Genomic DNA, 18328 nt, shown 5'->3' with positions numbered 1-18328 from the left:
ATCTTTCTCTTTGATAAGGAGAAAGATGCAATCAATATCATTGTTTGTGGTGATAAGATTTGCATAGTATGGTAAGAAAAACTTGTTTGATAACCTTGGGCTTATCCGCGTATCTGTGTGGCTGGGGGCAACAGAAAGAGCAGCCCAATATCGTGTTTTACATAACCGATGACATGGGGTGGATGGATACCCCGCTGTATAATCCTGCGACACAGGTTCAAACTCCGAATTTGAAAAAAATAGCCGAACAGGGGTTGGTGTTCAACAAAGCTTTTATTGCTTCTCCGGCTTGTGCTCCGAGCAGAGCCGCTTTGCTTACCGGTCTGATGCCCGCACGCACGGGGGCAGAGGCAAATCATACCTATCCCGATCCAAAGTTTCCTTTGTTGCACAAGGACCTTCAGGAAATTGGATACGAGGTAGCTGCTTTTGGGAAAGTGGCCCATGGGCAAGAGAACCAGACGTGTGGCTTTGATTTCTATAGTGGAAAAATGAACGGACTGACCGAAAATGTGACAGATTATCTTGATCACAGGGCCGAAGATGGCCCGATAGCACTTTTGGTGGGTGATCGTCGGCCACATGTGCTTTGGACCGACCAACTGCTTTATGAACCGGAAGAAATCAATGTCCCTGATTTTCTGATTGACACCGAAGAAACGCGTGAGCACCGCGCCATGTATTATTCCGATATCACTGGTATTGATCAGGAGGTTGGGAGAATTTATGAACTTGCTCGCGAGCGTTTTGGCGACAATTTTGTTTTTATCTTTTCGAGCGATCACGGTGCGCAATGGCCTTTTGCGAAGTGGAATTTGTACGATGCCGGAACCAAAGTGCCGCTGGTGGTGGCGTGGCCGGGACACATCAAGCCTGATACACGAACCGATGCGATGGTGAGTTGGGTCGATATTTTTCCAACTTTGCTTGAAATTGCCGGGACAAAAGTCTCTGGTGATTTGGATGGACAATCGTTTATAAAAGTGTTGGAAGGCAAGAAGGATAAGTTTCGCGAATATATTTTTACCACCCACAGTGGCGATGGAAGAATGAACGTATATCCCATCCGAAGTGTCCGTGGCGATCGCTTCAAGTTCATACTTAATCTTTATCCGGAGAACTATCATTCCAACCATTCCGATATTCTGAGAAAACCAAGGGCCGGGGCTTATTGGGATTCGTGGGATGAAGCAGCCAAGACCGATCCGGCAGCAGCAGCGATTATTCAGAGGTATTACGTTCGTCCGGCGGAGGAATTTTATGATCTGGAAACTGATCCAACCGAACAGAACAACCTGATTGGCAGCGATGAACACCAGGAGCAAATTCAAGAAATGCACCAACTGCTGGAGGAGTGGATGAATGAGCAGGGAGATACCCGGGCGCTTTTTGAAACTCCCTATCCGATTTCCGGCCCAACGCCTCATGAACTCGGCATTCGCTAAAGAAACAAAGAATTAAATTTTCACCTAAACTAATTTCCGAATGAAACAAAAGTCAATACTCGCAGCACTGGCCACATGCTCTGCTTTGGCGTTAAATGCTCAGAACCAGGAAAAGCCAAATCTGGTTTTGTTTTTGGCCGACGATTGCACGTATTTTGACATCGGATGTTACGGTAGTACGGATTCTCAAACTCCCAACATCGACAAATTTGCAAGCGAGGGCATTCGTTTTACAAACGGTTTTCAGGCGGCTCCCATGTGTTCCCCGACCCGGCATAATCTTTTAACCGGTTTGTGGCCTGTAAAAACCGGGGCACATCCCAATCATACGATTGCGAATGAAGGAACGCTGAGCATGGTTCAGCAATTGAAACCGGCTGGTTACCAAGTGGCGTTGGTTGGTAAATCGCATGTGAATCCCGAGTCGGTTTTTCCCTGGGATTTATATGCTCCCCTGACCAAAACCAATGATCTGAATTTTGCTGCGATTGATTCTTTTATCCAGGATTGTACGTCGAATGATCAACCATTTTGCCTGGTTGTTACCACCAATCAACCGCACACACCGTGGAATAAAGGAAATCCGGAACTGTTTAATCCAGATGAACTTAGGCTTCCGCCATACTACGTGGACACCAAGGAGACCCGGCAGATGTTTTGTAAATACCTGGCCGAAATCAATTACATGGACGGCGAGTTCGGCACCTTGCTCGAAAAGCTCGAGAAGCATAACGTTACGGATCAATCGGTCGTTGTTTATTTGAGTGAACAAGGCAACAGCCTTCCCTTTGCCAAATGGACGTGCTATGATGCAGGCGTTCATTCCGCATACATTGTACGCTGGCCAGGATTCGTTAAACCAGGGAGCGAATCGGATGCGATTGTCGAATATGTAGATATAGTGCCGACTTTTGTGGATATGGCCGGATTGGAGCCTTCGGCACCATTGGACGGTAAAAGCATCGTGCCGATTCTGACAGGGAAAGAAACACAGCATAAACAGTATACTTTTTCTTTGCAAACAACACGCGGAATCTACAGTGGAAGCGAATACTACGGAATTCGTTCGGTTGCCGATAAAAAATATCGCTATATCGTTAACCTTACCCCCGAGGCTACTTTTAAAAATACAGAAACTGCCGGCCGCCTGTTTAAAATTTGGCTTGAAAAGGCAGAGACGGATCCAAAGGCAAAGTGGCTGACGGAGCGATACCAACATCGACCTGCAATTGAATTGTACGATGTGGAAAAGGACCAGTACTGCATGCACAACATCGCGGATAAAGCCGAAAGCAAGGAGATCATTGAGCGACTGGATCGTGTGTTGAAGGAGTGGATGGAATATTGTGGTGATCAGGGACAGGAAACTGAGATGGAAGCCAAAAAGCACCAACATTGGAACCGTTAGGCTAAGACCGTTAGATAGGCAATCTGGATCAAATCAGTCAAACCCAAATAATTTCAAACTATGAATAAATTCTCATTGCTGACGCTGGCATCCACTTTGACCCTAAGTGTTTCTGCCGCACAAAAGCCAAATATCGTTTTGATTATGGCTGATGATATGGGCTTTTCGGATATTGGGTGCTACGGGGGCGAGGTCCAAACTCCAAATCTTGATCAATTGGCCAAGCATGGTGTGCGCTTTAAACAATTTTACAATTCGGCCCGATGTTGCCCAACGCGCGCTTCGCTCATGACTGGACTTTATCCACACCAAACCGGGATCGGGCACATGACCAATACCCCAAATAATCCAACCCAGCACAATTACGGATTGCCCGGATATCAAGGATATTTGAATAAGGAGTGTTTGACAATTGCCGAAATGCTCAAATTGAATGGCTACCAAACATTCATGACCGGAAAATGGCATTTGGGATATCATGGAAAGGAGAAATGGCCTTTGCAGCGTGGCTTCGATCAGTTTTATGGTATACTTTCCGGTGCATCCAATTATTTCAAGCCTGAGGAACCAAGAGGATTAAGTCTGGGGAATGATCCTGTAAAGGCGGAGGGTGAGTATTACACGACTGATGCCTTTACCGACTATGCCATTCGTTTTATTGAAGAATCCACGCCGGATAAGCCCTACTTTCTTTATCTTTCTTACACGGCTCCTCACTGGCCGCTCCACGCTTTGAAGGAAGATATTGACAAATACCGCGGCAAATACCTGGATGGCTGGACAAAAATCAGGGAAGCCCGTTTGGAAAAAATGAAGGCGATTGGGCTGTTGGCCGGGGACGTGGACTTGTCGGAACAGGCCGGCCCGGACTGGGACGCTTTGTCAAAAGAACAACAGGAGGAAATGGATCTGCGAATGGCCATTTATGCGGCTCAAATTGACCGGATGGATCAGAATATTGGCAAGTTGGTCGAGTTTCTGGAAGCACGTGGAGATTTGGAGAATACGATTATTTTCTTTTTATCTGATAATGGAGCATGCGCCGAGGGGGGCATGCTTGGGGGTGGACAAGCAGAAAATCTCGAAAGCCAAAGAGGTTTTCTGTTATCATACGGCGAAGCGTGGGCCAACGCTTCCAATACGCCCTTTAAGCGATATAAACACTGGGTGCACGAAGGGGGAATTAGTACGCCGCTAATTGTTCACTGGCCCGATGGAATTTCCAGTAACAGGCATGGTCAGTGGGTTGAGGAATATGGTTTTTTACCTGATGTTGCTGCCTCCATTAAAGACGTGGCACAAGCCGATTATCCCAAAATCTACCAAGGAAATCAGCTTCCAAAGTTAGTTGGCAAAAGCATTTTTCCTGCGATTCATAAAAGCAAACCAATCCATGATGAACCCATATTCTGGGAGCATGAAGGAAACAAAGCTGTTCGCCTGGGAAGCTTCAAGTTGGTTTCGGCATGGAGTGCCACCCATAGCGAAAACTGGGAATTGTATGATTTGAAAACCGATCCGGCTGAATTGGATAATCTCGCCAGTCAATGGCCTGAGCGAGTTAGTGAAATGAAAAAAATGTGGAACGAATGGGCGCAGAAACATCTCGTGGAAGACTGGGCTAAAGTTCGCGAGTTGGAACGACAGCAAAGCGGAAGGTAGCGCTGTCAATTTTGCGAATCAGGCGATTAAATGGATGATAATAATTTAAAAATATTGGCTTATGAAATTACTACTGCTTTTGGTATTCTTAATTTCGTCAGGTCCTGACGATGTGGTTACCAGCTCCCTGTCGAGCCCCGAAGAAATTAAAGAAGCGTTGGTTGATCACGATCGTGCCATTCACGTCAAAGATGGTTGGATACGGGATCCTTACGTGGTAAAGGGGCCTGACGGTTTTTTTTACCTTACAGGTACAACACAAGCGCCCACGCTCGAAGAATCTGAGCAGACCATCTATAATATTGGATTGGGCGATTCGAGTCTTGTGGGTTTTGAGCTCCAGGCCTGGAAATCGAAAGATTTTATTCATTGGAAATCCTTAGGTGTACCGTTCAGCCTCGAAGATGGCTTTTGGTTTACAGAAAACCCGGAAAAGTTCAAGACGGTGTCGAAGTCGGATTGGCGGTTGTGGGCACCGGAGTTTCATTTTGTTGATGGCAAATTGGTTTTAGTACACACCAGTCCTTCGCCTGTTGCAGGAGCCAACATGGCAGTGGCCACGGGAGCAGAGCCCCAGCGACCCTGGACTAATCCGATGGGGGCGAAGATCGGCAAACGCCACGACCCTTCTTTGTTTAAAAACGATGATGGAACCTGGTGGATGATTTGGGGAGCCACTACAATTGCTCCTCTCAAGCCGGACCTTTCGGATTTTTCCGGCGAAGCAGTGGACATCGGCCCCTCTGGCAAAACTAGCAGGATGGGACACGAAGGTTGCCTGATCCAAAAAATTCATGGAAAATACGTGCTTTTTGGCACAGGGTGGTCGACCGGAATTATGCGTAAGGGAAGTTATAATCTTTACTACGCCACAGCAGATCAAATCACGGGTCCATACAGCGAGCGTAAGTTTGTCGGGCGGTTCCTCGGGCATGGAACGCCATTTCAGGACGAGCATGGAAAATGGTGGTGTACGGCTTTTTTCAATGCCAATGTTCCACCATTGCCATCAGGGGAGATTCAAACGAGAGACCTTTCCGAAACAGCCCAAACGATCAACGAGCAAGGCGTTACGTTCGTTCCGCTGGAAGTGAAATTGGTTGGCGGTGAACTCATTATTCGCGCCAAAGATCCGGATTACGCCAAGCCTGGCCCCGATGAATTACAAAAGTTTTAAGAATAGAGAAAAGACGAGATAAGAAGCCTGAAGAAACACTGGTTTTCTTTCTGAATGACTAAATGCTGACTAGGTCAATATTAATTGATTGACAGTCAGCATTTTGGGTGGAGCTGCCGGGAATCGAACCCGGGTCCAAACGAGGAAGCAATATGCTTTCTACATGTGTAGCCTCGACTTGATTTTCGAGTAGCAGCAGGATCAAGGCCACCGACTACTACCTTAGCTTCTTAAGTTTCGCTGAATGTACAAAGCAAACATTCAACTAGCCTCGATTTTTTGCACCGTCATATCGAATAGCCTCAAGGCAATAGCATCCGGACGATGTCTTGTCCCAGCACCTGGTGCCGGGATTAAGCATAACCTACTTGATTCGGTTACGCTGCAAGAGCGTAATTGTTTTCGCCAATTAAAGGTTTGATCATTAAGATTTCCGAGCCAACAACCAAAGCTCGACATGCTTACATACCTCTTCTACCCGCTGTCAAAACCAGTCAGCCCCGGTATAAAGGACTACAAAAGTACACAAAAATGGACGAAGTGGAAACGGTTTGTCTGATTTTAAAATCGTTTAACAGTTCGATTTTACTATCTTACCGCAAATAACAGAAAATGGCTCTTAAAATGAAAGTAGGAATACTGCAAGAAACAAGACGATGGCAAGACAGACGGGTGGCCATCACTCCCGAAACCGCAGCGTTGATTCAGCAAAACTACCCGCAAGTTGAGTTGGTTGTTCAGTCAAGTACATGGCGGGTTCATCAGGATAATGAATATCGAAAGCTGAATATTCCGGTGGTCGATGATGTGTCGCATTGCGATTTGCTGATTGGCGTGAAGGAAGTGGCCAATGAAGCTTTGATTGAAGGGAAAACCTATCTCATGTTTAGTCATGTTGCTAAAAAACAGGCCTATAATCGTGACTTTTTCAAGCTGATGGCGCAAAAGAATATCACCTTAATCGACTATGAGTATTTCGTTGATAAACATCGGGCCCGGCTGGTGGCCTTTGGTTTTTGGGCCGGCGTTGTTGGAGCATACTATGCCTTTGTAGGAATTTGGAAGCGCTTTTGTCGGGTTGAACTCCCGGGCCCGGAGCAGTGCCGGGATCTGAAAGTGTTACATCAGCAGTTGAAAAAATTAAAGATTCCGCCGCTGAAGATTGTGGTCACCGGTGGTGGGCGTGTTGCATCGGGGGCGCTTGAGATCATCCATCACCTGGGGATTCCGGAAGTGTTGCCCAAAGAATTCCTGGAGCACGAATATGATCACCCAGTGTTTACGCGCTTGGATCCGGAAGATTATGTGAGAAGAAAAAACGGGCCTTTTGTTGAACAACATTTTTTCGATCATCCGTCAGACTATGAATCGGCATTCTTACCTTACACGAAAGTGGCTGACGTGTTGATTGCCTGTCATTTTTGGAATCAGGATTCGCCACATTTTTTCACCGCCGATGATTTGAGATCAAAGGATTTTGGTATTTCGCTGGTGTCGGATATCAGCTGCGATGTGCCCGGACCGATTCCGACGACTCTACGGACCTCCGAAATTGATTCTCCTTTTTACGATGTGGATGCACAACAGCTAACTGAGCAGGAGCCATTTAGTTCTTCATCGCATGTTACGGTCACCGCTGTCGATAATTTGCCGGCTGCGCTACCGATGGATGCTTCCCGAACTTTTGCCCGGGATTTATACTACGAAGTGTTCCCTTCCCTGTTTGGTGAAGACAAAGAGGAGATTGTTGAACGGGCCACCATTCTGAAAAACGGAAAACTGACTCCCCGGTTTAGTTATCTGCGTGACTTTCTGGAGAAATAATCAGAGCGATACCAGCACTGCACCGGCAACCAGGCCGGCTACCAAATAGTACACCCGCGATTGCCGGATCCGGTTCTTTTCATCAATCAGTTTAACGTTTTCAATTCGTTGGTTTTCCAGTAGTTGGTCATTTTGGCGAAGTTGGCTGTGCCAGTAGTCAGCTTCCAGCTTTTTGATTGTGATGGCACTGTCAGCCAGTGCTGATCTGTCCTCAAACAAGCTGATTTTCTTTTGGTATAACTCCAGCTTTTGTTCGTTAATGTCATTGCTGACAGCACTTGACAGAAGCGATTTCACCTGCTGCATTGGGATAATGTACAGCGTGTCGGTCGACTGGTTGGTAAAGCTTGCTCCAGGTATAAGCTTGCGGCTTTGTGCTGAGGCTCCAATCGCGATCATGAAAAGCAGACTGAGTAGGATTTGTTTTTTTATCATGGGTTACTCCTTTCATTTAATAGTTTCAGCAGTTGGTCGCTGTCGGCATGTTCTATTTCCTCGATCTTTTTCTTCTGGTATTCATCCAAATGACTAATTTTTTCAGAGATTAAGGCTGATTTGTAGTCAATGTATTGCATTTGCGCCTGAAGCAGCCGAAATTTGGAATCGTACTCTTCTTTAGCCGTTTGCCATTCATCCCGTTTTAGATGATGATCGGCCTTGATTTTTTCAATCTTATCTTCTGTGTTATTACTGCCAAAGATCTTCGATTTTGCTCCGGCCCACAGCACGGCTAAGCCGCCAATGAGCGTTCCTGGCCCTTCAATTTTGAAGCTCACAAAAATAAGTGAAGCAACAATTGCCAGGATAATCAGGCCTATGATGATTATTTTAATATTCTTCGCCATAATGTCATTGTTAATTAGGTTCATCGGCTACTACTTCTTTTCCATCGGCAGTGTACGTCGATTTAGATCCGGATGCACCGGTTGGAGTCATCGTGCTGGCTGTAATTTTGGCAATTTCCTCTTTGGTTCTGTTGTCTTCCTGGATGATTTTTGCGTCACTGCGATCTTTGTTGTCCATCACCCGGAAAATTTCTTTCATGCCGAAAATCAGGCCCCAGATTGTTGTATTAAACGTTACCCATTGTGCCCCGGTAATGCCAAGTTCATAGACTTGGTCGCCTACAGAAACCATTTCATGACACAAGAGCAGGTAGGTTGAAACCCAGGTGCAGGCAATCAAGCCCCATACTTTTACCGATATGAGGGTAAACATGAATTTGGAAAACCATTTCAACCAAAATTCTTTTTGAGTGATGGTATAGAATTCGTCTTGATTGATATTACTTTTTGAGTTCATGATTTTGCTGTTAGGTTTAATAATTTCGACCAGGTTTGAGGACCGACAATTCCATCAACCAGCAGATGCTGATCGGCTTGAAAACGCCGTATAGCTGACTGTGTTTTCATTCCAAGCAGGCCATCTACTTTTCCGGCAGCATAGCCCAGGGTGTTGAGTCGCGATTGAATTTCAGTAATTGATTTTTCAACTTTTTGTTCACTTACTCCAACATTGAGCACGCCCCGCTTTTGTTCGATCCAGGCTTGCATGACGTGTCCGGGGCATGCCGGTTTCCCAAAGTGATAATGTCCGAAAAGACTGGTGTTTGGGAGGCTTAGACTTTCCAACAGGAAATCGACCAACTGTTCGGTCGATTGAATTTGCTCCGGCGTTGGTTCACTAGTTCCCATGTCATATCCCGGTCCCGAGAAGTTGCCCACAAGCATGATTCCAACACCGCTCGTGTTTTGTCCTTTGCATTGCCACACAATGTCTGATAATTCGTTCACCTGCACAATTTCACCATTTTTTCGGATGGCATAGTGGTAACATATGTGCGGGCAGCCTCTGGGGGTGATGTGGTTTTGAGGACCAACAGAGGTGTGGTAGGCATTGACTTGCTCAATAGTGCTTTCTCCCAACTCCTGATGAACGATTATTTTATCAATTTGGGAGAGTTCCCGTCTTTGCCAAACACGGTCGGCATGCCAGGGCAGTTCTTTGATTAGGTTTTTGATGTGCATAGAATTGAACGTTTAGTTTATTGTTAATAAATGTACGAAATAAAAGTAAAAGAGTCAATTGTCTGGTATTTATTTTTTGAATAAAAAGCTGCAGTCTGGCAATCGGTTAACGTTATTACGAAAAACGATTCGCAGGGGATGATCGCCCAAATTTCCAAAAAACTGGATTTTTTTCAAAAAAAGTGTTCGATCATTTCCCTTGAAAATTGTACATTTGTGCCACTTCAAAAACACCGGGATGTAGCGCAGTCTGGTAGCGTACCACGTTCGGGACGTGGGGGTCGAAGGTTCAAATCCTTTCATCCCGACCAAATGGGAAATCAAAGGAAGTCAAAAGCCTGTAAGTTGTATGATTTACAGGCTTTTTTGATTTTTGTCAAATCAATTCATATCAGAAAATATCACAATTCAGGTGAGTTAAACGGTGAGTCTTTTTTTATTTTACCTTTGAACTCACCAGAAGGGCTTAATCGTTTGTAGTTCAGTTGTTAATAAAGGTCATTTTTGTAGTTATTGACCATGATTTTTGACCGGTTTTGGTGAATCCGGTGAGTCTTTTGGCCTTGTTTTTCAACAGAAGCAGTTGAAACGGATTAAACCGATAAAAATTAAATGATATGAAAACAACCCACACCTTTGGTATCCAGTTTATTATCCGGACTGGCAAAAAGGACAAAGACACGGGACTCGTCTATGCCCGAATTACCGTGGAGACGCGCCGGATTGAGATTTCCCTGAAAAAGACTATTGCTGTTGAAGAATGGAATAAAGCCCGGGGAATGGCAAAGGGCTTCAGTCCGGAAGCCAAAAAGTTTAACAGCTATCTGGAACATGTCCGTTCGCAATTGACAGATGCTTACCGGGAGTTACAGATCAATAAAGAGAAGATTACCCCGGAAAACATCAAAGCGCTTTTTCTCGGGGATTCTGATGAACACACGCTGATTGAACTGGTGGATTATCACAACACCACCCAAACCAGCGTCCTTTCTCCCGGCACCATGAAAAACTACCGCACAACAAAAAAGTACCTACAACGGTTCCTGAAAAGTAAATTCAAATCTTCGGATATCTACCTGGTCCAGATCAATTACAAGTTCATCACCGATTTTGAATACTTCCTGAGAAATTACCAACCGCTTGATCACCACAAACCGATTGGTAATAATGGGGTTATGAAACATCAGGAAAGATTTCGTAAAATGATCAATTTGGGGTTTCGCCTGGGTTGGATCACCCAAAACCCGTTTGATTCGTACAAACTCAGTTTCCGAAAAGTTGACCGGGGGTTTTTAACAGAGAAGGAACTTCATAACATTGAAACCAAGGAGCTCGGGATTGAGCGGTTGCAAACTGTGCGGGATATTTTTGTTTTTAGTTGTTATACCGGCCTTTCCTATATCGATGCCATAAACCTGAGACCTGATGAAATTAATTTAGGGATAGACGGCCAAAACTGGATCTTCTCCAAGCGTCAGAAGACCAACACTAAGCTGAGAATACCGCTTTTGCCTAGAGCTTTGGATATTTATAAAACGTACCGAAGGCATCCTAAATCAATCAGCAGGGATAAAGTATTCCCATTGTTCTCAAACCAGAAACTGAACAGCTATTTAAAAGAAATTGCTGATCTGTGCGGAATTAAGAAGAATCTGACTTTTCATTTGGCGCGGCACACATTCGCCACCACGGTAACCTTAAGTAATGGGGTTCCGATTGAAACGGTTAGTCAAGTGTTAGGGCACAAAAGTATTTCAACAACTCAGATCTATGCCAAAGTATTGGAGCAGAAAATTAGTCATGATATGGAAGAACTGAGAAAGCGACTCAAATAATTCCCTAATTGTCGCGTTTAGCCAGAGTTCATTTCGTTAATCCTACACTACCTTCAGCAAGACTGTTCCATACGAAAACCGCCCGCTTTCGGGTACCAAGAGTAAAATCTTGTCATTTAACTTCAGTCTACCTGATCTGGCCAGGTCATCGAGGGCAGCAAATATGGACGCTGAGGCGATGTTTCCAATCTCGGTGAGGTTGGTGAACCATTTTTCCGTGCCCAGGTCAATTCCTCGGGCTTCGATTTCTTCGGCCAACTTGCCATAGAAAAACATGGAGGACACGTGGGGAATGACATAATCGATATCAGAGCTGTTTACTCCGTGCTTTTGCAGGCATTGCTCAAGATGGTCGACCCAATAACGAATGATGTTAGGCTTTAGCAAGCGAATATCCTGCTTGACTGTAAATACAGAGCGGTTGATCAAGTCCGAACTTTCAAATTCCTTCCAGCTTTTTAGTTCGCCGTCACCCCTGAGCTCGGCACCCATAAACATACAAGTAGGGAGCTCGTTGGCATAGGAGGTTATTTCGATCCACTCAATCTTAAAGGACAGGCCCGTTTCGTTTTTCTTATCCGACAGCAGGACCGCACTGGCCCCGTCGCTGAGCATAAATCGCAGAAAATCTTTTTCAAAAGCCATGTAGGGATCTTCACCCACCCGGGCGCAGTGTTCGTACTCTTCTTCATAGTTTTTGGACAGTAGCGTAGGGGAAGCCAACTCTGAAGTTGAACAGACGGCTTTTTTCGAAAGCCCTGAAGCAATACTCATAAAGCTCACTTTCAGCGCTTGCAGGCAGGTCAGGCAGACGCCGGCGCAAGAATAGATCTCCATCGGTTTGTTTTTCATCAGCCCGTGAACCATGGAGGCATGCGAAGGCAACAGCTGGTCCGGATTTCCGGTGGCGCAGGCCAGGACATCCAGGTCATCCGGGATCTTTTCATTTGGGAACAGTTTTACGATCGAGCGAAACGCAAGCTCGGCGTTGGTGTGCGTAATCTTTTGGTGTTCATCAAGTGCATAATACCGGCGTTGAATACCATTTTGCTTTAGAACAATGCGTTTTACCCGGGATGGCTTTCCGTTAATCAGGCCAAGAAAGCGTTCCATGTGGTCATTGGAAACAGAGGCGTTGGGTAAGAATTTGCTGACTGCGGTGATAAATACATCTGTTTTCATAGGACTAAATTATACTGATGGGTATGTAAAAATAATAAGTTTTACATACGCTTACAAGAAAATCAGTTATTTTTTCAGTCTCAACTGGTTGTAAAGGTCCATGTAGATTGTAAGTAATTCTTCCGTATCCAGCCCGTAGGTGAGGCACCGGTCAAAGGCCAGCCCCAGAAAACAACTTCGGAAAAGTGTCGCATAATGCATGGGATCTACCTTTTTGATTTCTTTGGTGTCAATGGCCCGCGTGATCACTTTTTTCCAAAGGCTTATTTCGGCAACGGAATTTTCCGCCATGATCCCTGAAAAGTTGGGGTAGATACGTGACGCCTGCAGGTACAAAGAGAAATATTGCTTGTAAATATTCACCACTGACAAGGACAACATCTGGGACATGGTGGTGTTTATCCCCTTGACATACCGGTAAATAAATTGTTCCAAAGACAGATCGTCAGAAAAGTCAAATTTTTCATCAGGAGCCTGCTTTTTAATGATGTAGGTTTCAATAGCAGCATTGAATATCTCTTCCTTGTTTTTGAAAAAGTAGAATATTGCGCCTCGTGTTTTTCCGATCGCTTCTTCCAAATCCGATATACTTACTTTTTCGTAGTTGTTGTTTAAAAACAATTTGAAGGCTTCTTCAATAATCCGGTCTTTTGTAGTCATAGTCGTATTGATCTGTTGATTACAAACTTAGGTAAAAACCGCGATTTTAGGAAAGAACCCCCGGTAAAGTTTATTTCACCGGGCCCTCGAGTCTGGTATCCGGCCAATCATTTTTATTCGTTTTTGAAATTGCTGACCAAGCTGAAAACACCTTGCCAAACAATCCAAACGACCTTTATCCGGCTTTTGATCAAAAAATTTGACATTATTTTATATCAATTTGTTTGTTTATGTAATTTTATTTCATAGATTTGAAAACCGAACATACGGTATGCGTCTCAAAAACACATTTTATGAACTGGCTTTTGCTAAGTGACCAACCTCCGGTGGGTCTTTCTCAACAGAGTTTTGTTAAGTGCAATTCATTAAATACAAGAAAAACAGCTACTTATAATTATTACAAACCAAGGATCAATCCTTTGATGTTACCGTGAAGATACTGTGGGATTCGTGGAAGAATTTGGGGCATAAAAATCTGAACGATGAGCAGGAGATGGATGATGAAGCAGGGAAAAGACGAAATTCTTCCGGGTAGCCCTTACCATGAAGGCGAAAAGAAATGGTTTATCATTTACTTGCGTCCACGGTCTGAAAAACTGGTTCATAAGATTCTTACAGATCTTAATTACGAAGTTTTTTTCCCAACGATCCGATCCTTACGGGTTTGGAAGAACCGGCAAAAGAAAAGGATTACCTTGCCACTTTTCCCCAACTATCTCTTCGTTTACACCTATGAGCATGAACTATACAATATCAAGCGCCAACCCAGGGTGGCCACTTTTGTCTCCTGCGATGGGAAACCAGCGACAATCTCCGGGCAGGATATTGCAGGCGTGAAGCGCATGTTGGGAATGGATAAAACGATCACTGTTGAAACAAGATTCACCAAAGGCGAACCTGTCAGGATCGTATCCGGCCCCTTGGCCGGGTATGAAGGCGTGCTGATCCAACAGAATGGCAGAACACGTTTTGGGATCCGGCTGGAGGCCATAAATTATACAGTCTTGATCGATATTAGTCGGTCGGCAGTGGAGAAACGGTAATAGAGACCTGGTGATAAAGGAGTATTCTCCTTTTTTTGACACTTATTAAAACCCAGCCATTATTCGGTTTCCCGGGGCATTATAATTTCAGTTTAAATAATGCCTAAAACACAAGATTAATTCACTTTCGGAAAAAATCGTTTAGCTATGAGAAAACACAGTCTCTACGATGTCGTTTTTCAATTGCGGCCCCTGCCCAAAAAACTCACTGAGAAAACCTATGTCGATGAGTTGATCGCAGCCCTTGATGAGCGGCTCACTATGACGGAACATCGTCACCGGTATTTACTGTTAAACGCCGGTCATGTTTCCGACTACCTGTATTTTGTAGAGCGGGGCATTGCCCGGGGTTTTTATTTCGACAAGAATGCCGGGCGGGAGCTGACTGGTATTATTTGGAAGGAACAGAGCATTGTCTGTGACCCGGTCAGCTTTTTTCAGCGAAAGGTTTCAGATGTTAATATTGAGGTGATGCGTGGCAGCCTGCTCATTTCCATTTCATACCGGCAGTTGCAGGATGTGTACAAAGCCTTTCCGGAGGCAGAGGTTTTCAGCCGGTGTATTTCCCTCCAGTACGCCTATTATCACGCGCAACGGGTGCGCGAGCTTGTGGGCACTACGGCCTGGGAGCGCTACCGGCGCCTGCTGCAAACACACCCCGGTATCGAATTGAAGCTATCTAAGGCGATCATCGCTTCTTATTTGAATATTACCCCGCAAACACTCGCGAAAATGATCAGGGAGCGGGGGCACCCCTGATGACTTAAGTGCTAACTGTTGCCTCAGGTTAAATGAATTTGTGCATGAAGTTCATTTTTTTCTGAATTCAGGTTCATTCTTTTCTGAATCTACATTCAGGTATTTCGTAATCCAGGTTCTGAGTGAAAATAAGTGGCTCCACTACTTTTAAGACAGGACAAAAACTGTAAAAAAGATGGGGCGCGAAGCAAGTCAATCCGGGTGTTTCTATGATGTGTCAGTGATACGGCTCTTTGGGCGGACTATTGCTGTCCGGGTTTACCTGCTATATTCCCCCAGAGCGCATATCCGAGAGCAAAATCTTTGGAGGTTGGCCCTCTTCCGGCGGGGCTGTCCCGCCGATATGCCGATATAGAGTGCCGGTCTTTCTGAAGAATAGCCGGCACAGGTCTTTCCCGCCAAAGTGGAAAATTCAAATCAAATTCATTTTTTTAATTTAAATACAAGAAGTATGAAAAAGTATGCATTAGTTTTGATTGCTGTGGTCATGGTATTGACTGCAAGGCTTTTGTGATTCCAAACGAAAGTAAAGTGGAATCGTCCTCCACGTATTGGTTTTTGATGGATGCATCAGGAACAAGTGTGACCACGACCCAGGTGTCCAGCCCGGATGACCTGTGTCCTGACAAACTGGAAGATCCTGATTGCGCCAGGGAATACTCGGAAAGTCAAACCGAAGTGATTGCCGGTGTGCGCAGTGTCAAAGCTTCGGAAGTGAACAACCACATCGATTTCCGTTCGAAGGATTGAGCCTAAAAAAAGACGCCCTGCCAGTGGGGGCCTTTTACTGCTAAATTTAAACCCGGGGTGGCAACTCCCCGGGTTTTACATACACTATTCCCGGATGTTCTGGGGGATACCGGAGAGTTGAATCACATCATCGGCAATAGGTAAGATATAGTTGGGACTGCCAGGCTCCAGCTGGTACAGGGTTCCGTCCAGGTTTCGGTAAAGGGTTGTTGCGGTGGAAGGATCCAGATTCAGCCGCCTTAAATCCATCCACCGGATACCGCGAAACAGCAGCTCCTTTCGTCTTTCCAGCAAAATAACAGACAAAGCTTCCTGCTGGTCAGTAACACTCAACGGGCTATAACTTCCCGTTTCAAACCGGGCAACCAGCAGATCATTTAGTATGTTGATGGCCTCCTCCACCAGCCCCTGGCGGGCCAGGCATTCTGCTTTGGTGAGGTAACATTCGTCGATGGCCAGCCCGTTGAAGATTTGCAGCGAACCGTCGTAGCTTCCTTTAAAAGTATAGTTCCCGCTTACTGTCCGAAACCAGGCTGCTTTGCGGATATCATCCTCCGCATAGGAACGAAACAGGGTTGAATCCATAATCAACCGCGAGCTTGCCAGGGTTGAGTAGCGGGTCATCCGGCTGTGAAAGATCACTTCGCTGTTATACCGCTCCATCGGGTATGAGGCTTCGGTATTGAGGTTGGTAAAATCAATCAGCTCATAGCCGATGTCAAGGGCCAGTTCGGCATATTCCAAGGCCTTGTCGTAATCCTGCATGGTCAGGTACACCCGCGAGAGCAGGGCGCAGGCCGCAGCTTTCACCGGCCGGGTTTTATAAGGGTCAGTTTCCGGGAGCAGTTCCAAAGCATCCGTCAGATCGGTCAGAATCCGGTCGTAGGTCTCCTGCACCGTTGCCCGGCCAACATGCACGTTCATGTCAGAGGTCAGGCGTAAGGGCAGCCCATATCCCTCGTTGGAGGCGGACTTGTCGTAGGGAGCACAAAACAGCTGGGCCAGCTGGTAGAAAGCATGAGCGCGGTGAAACAGGGCACTGCCTTTCAGCTGATCCCACCGGGCAGGATCAGCGGACGGATCGAGCTCCGCCAGGCCTTCCAGCACATAGTTGGCATAGAAAACCTGCTGGTAGCGATTGTTCCAATCAATAGACACGGAGCCTTCCCAAATCTCCTTGGCCCAGATATAGCCGTTTTTCATGTACTGAGAGGATAGGCTGTTCCAGCGGTCAAACAGCATATAGTAGTCGTCCGATGACAGCTCGCCCATGCCGGGCATATTGGCATTGTGGACATCAAAATAATCGAGCATGGCCTGCAAGTCGTCCAGGGTGGATGGAACGACCAGTTTTTTATCCGGTTTGCTTTCCAGGAAATCGTCACTGCAGGCCAGTAGCCCCAACAAAAACAGGATGAATAATGGTGTAATGTATCTCATAATTAATTAAAGTGTGATGTTAATACCGAATGAATAAGTTGGCGAAGCCGGGTACAACCGGAAAATATAATCCGGGTCCAGCCCCTGCTTGTTGGCCCGCCAAATGATACCGAGCTGGTTGACATAGCCGTAAACCGATACTTTACTAAAGGGAAGCCACCGGTGCTTTGAGCGCCGCAGGTCGTAGGAAACATTGATATCCTGAAAGCGGATATGATCCCCTTTTTCCACCAGGATATCGGCATAGGTGTAGACAAAGTCGCGTGAGCTGCTGGTTCCAGCCACGGGCATCGACGGTACCTGGGTGAACTGCTCGTCCCCCGGTTTCATCCAACGCTCGCCGTACTCTTCATGGCCAATCCAGTTGTTAAAGAGCGCCGAGTAGCTCAGTGAAGGCCTGCGGAAATAATACCCGAACTTGTAGCTGATGGTAAATCCCACGGTGAAATCCCCCAGCCGGAAGTTGTTGCGCAGCGAACCAAAATCGGTGGGCAGCGCCGGACCGCTGTAAACCAAATCTTCCAGACTCAGGTTGGACAGGATGGATGCGTAATCTTTGGTGACTTCCCCGTCCAGGTAGACCTGCGGGTCGCCGGTCTGTGGGTCCAATCCGGCCCATTTCAGACTGTAGAGGCTGTAGCGCGGGTTTCCGGGAACAGGGGTGGCAATGGATGAGAAGTAGCTGGAGATCGTATTGCTCTCGTAATCGTAACGGGTAATCTTGTTGGTCGCTTTGCTGTAAAGCAGCTGTGCAGTCCAGTTCAACTTCCCGATGCTTTTATGTACGTTCAGCTGCACATCCAGTCCGTGACCTTTCAGGGCCGAGTTGTTGCCGATAAACTCGTTTCGCCCGCCCACACTGTAACCGATGGTAGGATCCAGCGGCGCGCGGCCAATCAGGTCCTCGCCCCGCTTGAGGTAGTACTCCACACTGCCCGAGAGCAAATGGTTTTTGCTTTCGAAGTCTATTCCGAAGTTGACCATTTTGACTTTTTCCCACCGCAGGTTGGGGTTTGGCGGGGTCATCACCTGCACGTAAGGCAGGTCAGTCACCGAGTTGGTGCGATAGTAGCCGGTGGCGTAGGCGGTCAGCGACTTGTTGACATTCCCGCTGTA

The 18328-nt window shown here is 46.1% G+C and carries 17 protein-coding genes, 1 tRNA gene and 1 other RNA gene; 10 read left to right on the top strand and 9 right to left on the bottom strand.

From position 1 onward, the window contains the following. The first annotated feature begins 68 nt into the window (after positions 1–68). The 4 genes from NC99_RS05005 to NC99_RS04990 all read left to right on the top strand — a co-directional run bounded on the left by NC99_RS05005 (position 69) and on the right by NC99_RS04990 (position 5692). Positions 69–1445, top strand: coding sequence for a sulfatase family protein (locus NC99_RS05005; protein WP_053180491.1), 1377 nt, complete (start codon positions 69–71; stop codon positions 1443–1445). 40 nt (positions 1446–1485) lie between these two features. After that, a complete protein-coding gene (locus tag NC99_RS05000) occupies positions 1486–2853 on the top strand; it encodes a sulfatase family protein (RefSeq protein WP_053180489.1) in 1368 nt (455 codons plus the stop codon). A gap of 60 nt (positions 2854–2913) precedes the next feature. Next, entirely contained in the window at positions 2914–4515 is a 1602-nt protein-coding gene (locus tag NC99_RS04995; RefSeq protein WP_053180487.1) for an arylsulfatase, read from the top strand. Positions 4516–4576: 61 nt separating this feature from the next. Beyond that, on the top strand, positions 4577–5692 hold the full coding sequence (locus NC99_RS04990) for a family 43 glycosylhydrolase (protein WP_053180485.1): 1116 nt from the start codon (positions 4577–4579) through the stop codon (positions 5690–5692). Positions 5693–5797: 105 nt separating this feature from the next. On the opposite strand, the gene ssrA is transcribed toward NC99_RS04990, so the two are convergent. Beyond that, positions 5798–6194: a transfer-messenger RNA gene (gene ssrA, locus NC99_RS21570) on the bottom strand. Between the two features lie 122 nt (positions 6195–6316). Between ssrA and NC99_RS04985 the strand changes: the two genes are divergently transcribed. Next, positions 6317–7516 carry an NAD(P)-dependent oxidoreductase gene (locus tag NC99_RS04985; protein WP_053180510.1) on the top strand — a complete coding sequence of 400 codons (1200 nt, stop codon included), beginning with the start codon at positions 6317–6319 and terminating at the stop codon, positions 7514–7516. On the opposite strand, the gene NC99_RS04980 is transcribed toward NC99_RS04985, so the two are convergent. Genes NC99_RS04980 through NC99_RS04965 form a run of 4 tightly spaced genes read right to left on the bottom strand, consistent with a single transcriptional unit; the run spans position 7517 to position 9543 of the window. Beyond that, positions 7517–7951 carry a hypothetical protein gene (locus NC99_RS04980; protein WP_157624464.1) on the bottom strand — a complete coding sequence of 145 codons (435 nt, stop codon included), beginning with the start codon at positions 7949–7951 and terminating at the stop codon, positions 7517–7519. Further along, positions 7948–8361: a hypothetical protein gene (locus NC99_RS04975; RefSeq protein WP_204374900.1), complete on the bottom strand. Its 414-nt coding sequence runs from the start codon at positions 8359–8361 to the stop codon at positions 7948–7950. The genes NC99_RS04980 and NC99_RS04975 overlap by 4 nt, the downstream gene beginning before the upstream one ends. A gap of 10 nt (positions 8362–8371) precedes the next feature. Further along, on the bottom strand, positions 8372–8818 hold the full coding sequence (locus NC99_RS04970; protein WP_053180478.1) for a hypothetical protein: 447 nt from the start codon (positions 8816–8818) through the stop codon (positions 8372–8374). Continuing rightward, entirely contained in the window at positions 8815–9543 is a 729-nt protein-coding gene (locus tag NC99_RS04965) for a peptidoglycan recognition protein family protein (RefSeq protein ID WP_053180476.1), read from the bottom strand. Before NC99_RS04965 ends, NC99_RS04970 begins: the two co-directional genes overlap by 4 nt. Positions 9544–9777: 234 nt before the next feature. Here NC99_RS04965 and NC99_RS04960 point away from each other — a divergent pair. Together NC99_RS04960 and NC99_RS04955 are read left to right on the top strand one after the other, a co-directional pair. Further along, a tRNA-Pro gene (locus NC99_RS04960) sits at positions 9778–9854 on the top strand. A gap of 306 nt (positions 9855–10160) precedes the next feature. Beyond that, positions 10161–11378 (top strand): site-specific integrase, encoded by a 1218-nt coding sequence (locus tag NC99_RS04955; RefSeq protein WP_053180474.1) that lies wholly within the window; start codon positions 10161–10163, stop codon positions 11376–11378. A gap of 42 nt (positions 11379–11420) precedes the next feature. Here NC99_RS04955 and NC99_RS04950 read toward each other — a convergent pair whose 3' ends face one another. Both NC99_RS04950 and NC99_RS04945 read right to left on the bottom strand, forming a co-directional pair. After that, entirely contained in the window at positions 11421–12560 is a 1140-nt protein-coding gene (locus NC99_RS04950) for a beta-ketoacyl-ACP synthase III (RefSeq protein WP_053180472.1), read from the bottom strand. A 66-nt stretch (positions 12561–12626) separates the two neighbouring features. After that, on the bottom strand, positions 12627–13220 hold the full coding sequence (locus NC99_RS04945) for a TetR/AcrR family transcriptional regulator (RefSeq protein ID WP_053180470.1): 594 nt from the start codon (positions 13218–13220) through the stop codon (positions 12627–12629). A 482-nt stretch (positions 13221–13702) separates the two neighbouring features. Between NC99_RS04945 and NC99_RS04935 the strand changes: the two genes are divergently transcribed. The 3 genes from NC99_RS04935 to NC99_RS04925 all read left to right on the top strand — a co-directional run bounded on the left by NC99_RS04935 (position 13703) and on the right by NC99_RS04925 (position 15772). Continuing rightward, positions 13703–14263 (top strand): UpxY family transcription antiterminator, encoded by a 561-nt coding sequence (locus NC99_RS04935; protein ID WP_082326316.1) that lies wholly within the window; start codon positions 13703–13705, stop codon positions 14261–14263. A 147-nt stretch (positions 14264–14410) separates the two neighbouring features. Continuing rightward, a complete protein-coding gene (locus NC99_RS04930; protein WP_053180464.1) occupies positions 14411–15022 on the top strand; it encodes a Crp/Fnr family transcriptional regulator in 612 nt (203 codons plus the stop codon). A gap of 531 nt (positions 15023–15553) precedes the next feature. Further along, on the top strand, positions 15554–15772 hold the full coding sequence (locus tag NC99_RS04925; protein ID WP_157624462.1) for a hypothetical protein: 219 nt from the start codon (positions 15554–15556) through the stop codon (positions 15770–15772). Between the two features lie 84 nt (positions 15773–15856). On the opposite strand, the gene NC99_RS04920 is transcribed toward NC99_RS04925, so the two are convergent. Both NC99_RS04920 and NC99_RS04915 read right to left on the bottom strand, forming a co-directional pair. Continuing rightward, positions 15857–17212, bottom strand: a complete 1356-nt coding sequence (locus NC99_RS04920) for a RagB/SusD family nutrient uptake outer membrane protein (protein ID WP_053180459.1) — start codon at positions 17210–17212, stop codon at positions 15857–15859. 6 nt (positions 17213–17218) lie between these two features. Then, the coding region (locus NC99_RS04915; RefSeq protein WP_157624460.1) for a SusC/RagA family TonB-linked outer membrane protein at positions 17219–18328 on the bottom strand (1110 nt) is incomplete at its 5' end.

It is taken from the genome of Sunxiuqinia dokdonensis, from assembly GCF_001270965.1.
Classification (GTDB): Bacteria; Bacteroidota; Bacteroidia; order Bacteroidales; family Prolixibacteraceae; genus Sunxiuqinia; species Sunxiuqinia dokdonensis.
The sequence above is the reverse complement of the archived record's forward strand: the minus strand, read 5'-3'. Positions and strand labels throughout refer to the sequence as shown.